At 68.4% G+C, this 6,860-nt stretch carries 5 protein-coding genes and 2 rRNA genes (1 of these 7 running past the window's edge); all 7 read left to right on the top strand.

Annotated features, from left to right (window positions below; genetic code table 11):
• Positions 1–1,830 (top strand): 23S ribosomal RNA (locus HUW46_RS02620); it begins 1,291 nt to the left of the window's first position.
• Positions 1,831–1,918: 88 nt separating this feature from the next.
• A 5S ribosomal RNA gene (rrf, locus tag HUW46_RS02615) occupies positions 1,919–2,035 on the top strand.
• A gap of 92 nt (positions 2,036–2,127) precedes the next feature.
• Complete coding sequence (locus HUW46_RS02610) at positions 2,128–3,759, top strand: hypothetical protein (RefSeq protein ID WP_215545732.1); 1,632 nt, start codon at positions 2,128–2,130, stop codon at positions 3,757–3,759.
• The gene (locus HUW46_RS02605) at positions 3,752–4,747 is read left to right on the top strand and encodes an HAD-IIA family hydrolase (RefSeq protein ID WP_215545731.1); all 996 of its coding nucleotides are present in this window, start codon (positions 3,752–3,754) and stop codon (positions 4,745–4,747) included. Before HUW46_RS02610 ends, HUW46_RS02605 begins: the two co-directional genes overlap by 8 nt.
• A 68-nt stretch (positions 4,748–4,815) precedes the next feature.
• Entirely contained in the window at positions 4,816–4,998 is a 183-nt protein-coding gene (locus HUW46_RS02600) for a hypothetical protein (RefSeq protein ID WP_215549634.1), read from the top strand.
• Positions 4,999–5,002: 4 nt separating this feature from the next.
• Positions 5,003–5,827 (top strand): TlyA family RNA methyltransferase, encoded by an 825-nt coding sequence (locus tag HUW46_RS02595; RefSeq protein WP_215545730.1) that lies wholly within the window; start codon positions 5,003–5,005, stop codon positions 5,825–5,827.
• Positions 5,824–6,744, top strand: a complete 921-nt coding sequence (locus HUW46_RS02590) for an NAD kinase (protein ID WP_215545729.1) — start codon at positions 5,824–5,826, stop codon at positions 6,742–6,744. The genes HUW46_RS02595 and HUW46_RS02590 overlap by 4 nt, the downstream gene beginning before the upstream one ends.
• Positions 6,745–6,860 lie beyond the last annotated feature (116 nt).

Raw genomic sequence — 6,860 nt, 5'->3', positions numbered from 1 at the left:
AGTGGTACGGGTGGGTAGGGGAGCGTCCTGCACCCAGAGAAGCGGCCGCGTAAGCGAGTCGTGGAGGGTGTGGGAGTGAGAATGCAGGCATGAGTAGCGAAAGCAGAGTGAGAAACTCTGCCGCCGGATGACCAAGGGTTCCTGGGCCAGGCTAATCCGCCCAGGGTAAGTCGGGACCTAAGGCGAGGCCGACAGGCGTAGTCGATGGATAACGGGTTGATATTCCCGTACCCGTGTTTGTTCGCCCCTGGCGAGGCAGTTGACACTAACCACCCAAAGCCACACGCTGAAATCTTCGGATAGAGGTGTGTGGTGGAGCGTGGGACCTGATTCTGTAGTAGCCAAGCGATGGGGTGACGCAGGAAGGTAGCTCCGCCAGTGAATGGTAGTACTGGTGTAAGCGTGTAGGCCGGAACATAGGCAAATCCGTGTTCCACCAGGCTGAGACGTGACGCATAGCCGATTGAGGTGAAGTAGAGTGATCCTATGCTGCCGAGAAAAGCCTCTAGCGAGAACATACACGGCCCGTACCCCAAACCAACACAGGTGGTCAGGTAGAGAATACTAAGGCGATCGGGTGAACTGTGGTTAAGGAACTCGGCAAAATGCCCCCGTAACTTCGGGAGAAGGGGGGCCAAAGCACCTGAAGCCCCACGCGGGCTAGGGTGAGTTGGCCGCAGAGACCAGCGGAAAGCGACTGTTTACTAAAAACACAGGTCCGTGCGAAGAAGCAATTCGATGTATACGGACTGACGCCTGCCCGGTGCTGGAACGTTAAGAGGACCGGTTAGCCCTTCGGGGCGAAGCTGAGAATTTAAGCGCCAGTAAACGGCGGTGGTAACTATAACCATCCTAAGGTAGCGAAATTCCTTGTCGGGTAAGTTCCGACCTGCACGAATGGCGTAACGACTTTCCGGCTGTCTCAACCACAGGCCCGGCGAAATTGCACTACGAGTAAAGATGCTCGTTACGCGCGGCAGGACGGAAAGACCCCGGGACCTTTACTATAGTTTGGTATTGGTTTTCGGTTCGGCTTGTGTAGGATAGGTGGGAGACTAGGAAACCTTCACGCTAGTGGAGGTGGAGTCAATCTTGAAATACCACTCTGGTCGAATTGGGAATCTCAACCTCGGACCATGATCTGGTTCAGGGACAGTGCCTGATGGGTAGTTTAACTGGGGCGGTTGCCTCCCAAAGAGTAACGGAGGCGCCCAAAGGTTCCCTCAGCCTGGTTGGCAATCAGGTGTCGAGTGCAAGTGCACAAGGGAGCTTGACTGTGAGACAGACATGTCGAGCAGGGACGAAAGTCGGGACTAGTGATCCGGCACCACCTGGTGGAAGGGGTGTCGCTCAACGGATAAAAGGTACCCCGGGGATAACAGGCTGATCTTGCCCAAGAGTCCATATCGACGGCATGGTTTGGCACCTCGATGTCGGCTCGTCGCATCCTGGGGCCGGAGTAGGTCCCAAGGGTTGGGCTGTTCGCCCATTAAAGCGGCACGCGAGCTGGGTTTAGAACGTCGTGAGACAGTTCGGTCCCTATCCGCCGCGCGCGCAGGAGACTTGAGGAAGGCTGTCCCTAGTACGAGAGGACCGGGACGGACGAACCTCTGGTATGCCAGTTGTCACGCCAGTGGCATGGCTGGTTAGCCACGTTCGGAAGGGATAACCGCTGAAGGCATCTAAGCGGGAAGCCTGTTCCAAGATGAGGTCTCCCACCCCCACGTGGGTTAAGGCCCCCAACAGACCATTGGGTTGATAGGCCAGAAATGGACGCACAGTAATGTGTTATCGAGTTGACTGGTACTAATAGGCCGAGGACTTGCCCACAAAGACGCTACGCATCCGCTCTACAGCTCTGAAACACCACACCACCACCCCCACAACGGGTGGCAGCAGTGTGGATGTTTCACAGAGTTACGGTGGCCACAGCACCAGGGAAACGCCCGGTCCCATCCCGAACCCGGAAGCTAAGCCTGGTAGCGCCGATGGTACTGCAGCCGAAGGGCTGTGGGAGAGTAGGACGCCGCCGAACACCCTTTCCGTAGGGCCCGTTAGGATAGCCAATCGGCTCGCCTAACGGGCCTTACGCATGTCTGAGGTACTTTTTCCGTGGCAGGAGGCCAGGTGTCCGAGTTCGGTCGACGTGACTCTGAGGACGAAGGGGCGTCCGGCCGGCCAGCTCGTCGCGATGACAAGCCCCGCGGTGGCCGGTCCGGCGCACCGCGCGGCGGCAACCGGAACGCGGGCGGGCGGCAGGACCGCGGTGGCCGTGACGGCGGCTACCAAGGGCGCCCCCGCCGCGACGACCGGGGCGACCGCGGCGACCGCGGTGGCAAGCCGCCCTTCGGCCGCGACGCCAGGGGCGGCGATCGTTTCCGGGGCGAGGCACCGAAGAGCGGCCAGCGCCGTTTCGGCGACGACCGCAAAGGCCCCGGTGACGACCGCCGGTCCGGTGGTTACCGCGGTGGGAAACCGGGTGACAAGCCCACTGGCAAGGCGCCGTACGGCCGCGACGACCGGCGCGAAGGCCCGTCCCGCCAAGGCGGCCGCTGGGAAGACCGCGGCCCGCGCACCGGCGGCGCTCGCGGCGACAAGCCCGCTTACGGCAATCGGGCTGACAAACCCGCGTACCGCGACCGCGGCGAGAAGCCTGCTTACGGCAATCGCGACCGGAACGACAAGCCCCCGTTCCGCGACCATGGCGACAAGCCCGCCTACGGCAACCGGAACCGCGACGACAAGCCGCCGTTCCGCGACCGGAACGACAAGCCAGCCCACGGAAACCGGGCGGACAAGCCTTCCTTCCGGGACCGCGGGGACAAGCCCGTCCACGGAGACCGCGATCGTGCGGGGAAGCCGTCGTACGGCGACCGCGGTGACAAGCCTTCGTACCGCGATCGCGAGGACAAGCCCGCCTACGGGAACCGCGACCGCCGTGACGGGCCGTCCCGCGGTGACGACCGGCGCGGCGCGGGCCGCCCCCGCGACACCCGCGACGGCAGGCCCGAGTTCAAGCCGCGCCGCGACACCCGCTCGCCGCACGTGAACGAAGCGCCGCTCGACGACGAGGCGTTGGCGAAGGAACTGCTGGAGGCGCCGGAACTGCCCGAGGGCATCGAATTCTCCGACCTCGACGAGGAAGCCCGCCGGGAACTCCGCACGCTGCCCAAGGCGCTCGCGGAAACGGTCGGGAAGCACCTCGTCGCGGCGGGCAGCCTGATGGACGACGATTCCGACGCCGCGCTGGAACACGCGCGCTACGCGAAGGCGAAGGCCTCCCGCGTGCCGATCGTGCGGGAAGCGCTCGGGCTCGTCGCGTACCACACCGGCAACTGGGCGGAAGCCCTTTCCGAACTGCGCGCGGTCCGCCGGATGACACGCAGCGAAGCGCATATCGCGGTCATCGCCGACGCCGAGCGCGCGCTCGGCCGCCCCGAACGCGCGCTCGACCTGGCGAAGGAAGCCAATGTCGGCGCGCTGCCCCGCGAGGTCCAGATCGAGCTGCGGATCGTCGCGGCCGGTGCCCGCCGCGATCTCGGCCAGCTCGACGCGGCCGTGGTCTCGCTGCAGGGAGACGATCTCGACACGCGCAAGCGCGAACCGTGGAGCGCGCGCCTGTTCTACGCCTACGCGGACAACCTCGCCGCGGCCGGGCGGAAGGACGAAGCGGTCCGCTGGTTCCTGAACGCCGCCGAGGCCGACGACGAGGACGCCACGGACGCCGCGGAACGCGCCGCCGAGCTGGCCGATGGCTGACACGCTGCTCACCGCGCACGACGGCCTGCTGTTCGACCTCGATGGCACCGTCTACCACGGCCCCCGGGTCATCCCGGGCGCGCCGGAAGCGGTGCGCGCGGCCAGGGACGCGGGCGCGCCCGTGCGCTTCGTGACGAACAACGCCTCCAAGGCCGCGGCCGACGTGGCCCGGCACCTCACCGAACTCGGGGTGCCCGCCGAACCCGCCGAGGTGAGCACGAGCGCGCAGGCCGCGGCGAAGGTGCTCAGCGCGCGCCTGGCCCCCGGTTCGCAGGTGCTGGTGGTCGGGACCGACTCGCTGGCCGACGAGGTGGCGGCCGCCGGGCTGACACCGGTCCGCGAGGCGGGCGGGGACGTCGTGGCCGTCGTCCAGGGGCATTCACCCGACACCAGCTGGCGGAACCTCGCCGAGGCGTCGGTGGCCATCAGGGCGGGCGCGCTGTGGGTCGCGTCCAACGTCGACCTGACCCTGCCGACCGAACGGGGCCTGCTGCCCGGCAACGGGTCGCTCGTCGGCGCGCTGCGGGCCGCGACGGGCGCGGAGCCGGTGGTCGCGGGCAAACCCGCGTCGCCGCTGCTCGACGCCGCCGCGGAATCCTGCGGCGCCCGGAACCCGCTCGTGATCGGCGACCGGCTCGACACCGACATCGCGGGCGCGGTGACCGCGAAAATGACCTCGCTGTGCGTGCTCACCGGCGTCGCGACTCCCGCGCTCCTGCTCGAAGCCGTCCCAGGGGAACGGCCTGATCACCTCGGCCGCGATCTGTCCGCGCTCACCGAACCGGTGGAACAGCTCACGATCGGGCGACGCGCCGGCTGGGACGTCCGCGTGGACGGTGAGGCGCTGCGCGTCCGCGGGGACGGCAGCGCCGACGAACTGGACCTGCTGCGCGCGCTGTGCGCGGTGGCCTGGGAATCCGGCGTCACGGCGGTGCGTGCCGACGGCGGGGAAGCGGAGGCCGCGGTGGCCGTCCTGGAAATAGGCTGAGCCTCGGACGACGCCGGGCCAGGATCGGTTAGCGTTGAGGGGTGCAACCGAACCCCATCCCGCGTCCGCTGCCTGGCCCGCCGCCCAGCGCGGACGCCACCGCCCAGCAGACCGACCCGTGCGCCGGGATCGACGAGGCCGTCGCCGGGCTGGACGATCTCGAGCAGGTGCCCCTCGCCGAGCACGTGGAGCGCTTCGACGCCGTGCACACCGAGCTCACCGTCGCGTTGTCCAGCATCGACAAGGTCTGAGGACATGGCCCGTAGGGCTCGTCTCGACGCCGAACTGGTGCGCCGGGGCCTCGCCCGGTCGAGGGAACAAGCGAGCACGCTCATCAGCGAGGGCAAGGTTTCCGTCGGCGGCATGGTCGCGAGCAAGCCCGCGACCGGCGTGGACGCGGCGGCCGCGATCGTGGTGCGCACCGAGGACGATCCCGGCTGGGCGTCGCGCGGCGCGCACAAGCTCCTCGGCGCGCTGGAGGCGTTCGGGCCGCGCGGCCTGACCGTGGAAGGCAAGCGCTGCCTCGACGCGGGCGCGTCCACCGGCGGGTTCACCGACGTGCTGCTGCGCGCGGGCGCCCGCGAGGTGGTCGCCGCGGACGTCGGCCGCGGCCTGCTCGACTGGCGGCTGCGCACCGACGAGCGGGTCGTCGTGCTGGACCGCACGAACGTCCGCACCCTCACCCCCGAGCAGACCGGCGGCCCGGTCCAGATAGTGGTCGGCGACCTGTCGTTCATCTCGCTGAAGCTCGTGCTGCCCGCGCTCGTCGCGTGCGCCGAGCGCGGCGCGGACCTGGTGCCGATGGTGAAACCGCAGTTCGAGGTCGGCAAGGAGCGGCTCGGCAGCGGCGGCGTCGTGCGCGATCCCGAGCTGCGGGCGGACGCCGTGCTCGGCGTGCTCGGCGAGGCCGCGAAGCTGGGACTGCGCACGCTCGGGGTGGTGGCCAGCCCGCTGCCGGGGCCGGCGGGCAACGTCGAATACTTCGCGTGGTTGCGCGCCGCCGGTGGTGAGTCCACGGTTGACGAGGTGACTGACGTGGAACATCAGGTCAGGACCGCGGTCCTGGAGGGCCCACAGTGAACGAAAAACGCGAGGTGCTGCTCGTCGTGCACCCCGATCGCGACGCCACCCGCGACGCGGCGCGCGCGGTCGCGGCGAGGCTCGCCGACGCGGGTATCCGGCTGCGCGTGACCGACGAGGACGTCCGCGAGCTGATCGAGCCCGCCGGATACGACGGTCCGGCGTGCACCGTGGTCGCGCCGCACTTCGACCCCGCCGACGGCACCGAACTGGTGCTGGTCCTCGGCGGCGACGGGACGCTGCTGCGCGCGGCCGAACTGGCGAGGCCGCACGGCGTACCCGTGCTCGGCGTCAACATGGGCCGGGTCGGGTTCCTCGCGGAGGCCGATTCCGACGCGCTCGCCGACACCGTCGACCGCGTCGTCGAACGCCGCTACCGCGTCGAGGAGCGGATGACGGTGGACGTCACGGTCACCGTGGACGGCGTGGCGATCATGAGCACGTGGGCGTTGAACGAGGCGAGCGTCGAGAAGAGCTCGCGGGAGCGGGTGCTCGACGCGCTCATCGAGGTGGACGGGCGGCCGGTGTCCTCGTTCGGCTGCGACGGCGTGCTGTGCGCGACGCCGACCGGGTCCACCGCCTACGCGTTTTCGGCTGGCGGCCCGATCATCTGGCCCGATGTGGAGGCGCTGCTCGTGGTGCCGAGCAACGCGCACGCCATGTTCTCGCGCCCGCTCGTGGTTTCGCGCCGGTCGACGATCACGGTCGGCATCGATCCCGACGGCTCGCCCGCGGTCCTCACCTGCGACGGATTGCGGAGCGTCCAGCTGCCGAGCGGGGCCAGGGTCCAGGTGGTGTGCGGGCGGGTGCCGGTGCGGCTCGTGCGGCTGTGGGACGGCCCGTTCACCGACCGGCTGGTGCACAAGTTCGAGCTGCCGGTGAAGAGCTGGCGCGAGCGGCACACGACCGCCACTTGAGCGAGCCCGTGGTGGGTGACGGGCGGGCGAACGGATCCGTTCGCCAGGAATTCACTGCTTTTCTCGTGCCACGGCCCCCTGCCGCGCGCGTCCCGTAGGCTCGGGCCGCTACGGTG

It is taken from the genome of Amycolatopsis sp. CA-230715 (assembly GCF_018736145.1).
Classification (GTDB): Bacteria; Actinomycetota; Actinomycetes; order Mycobacteriales; family Pseudonocardiaceae; genus Amycolatopsis.
The sequence above is the reverse complement of the archived record's forward strand: the minus strand, read 5'-3'. Positions and strand labels throughout refer to the sequence as shown.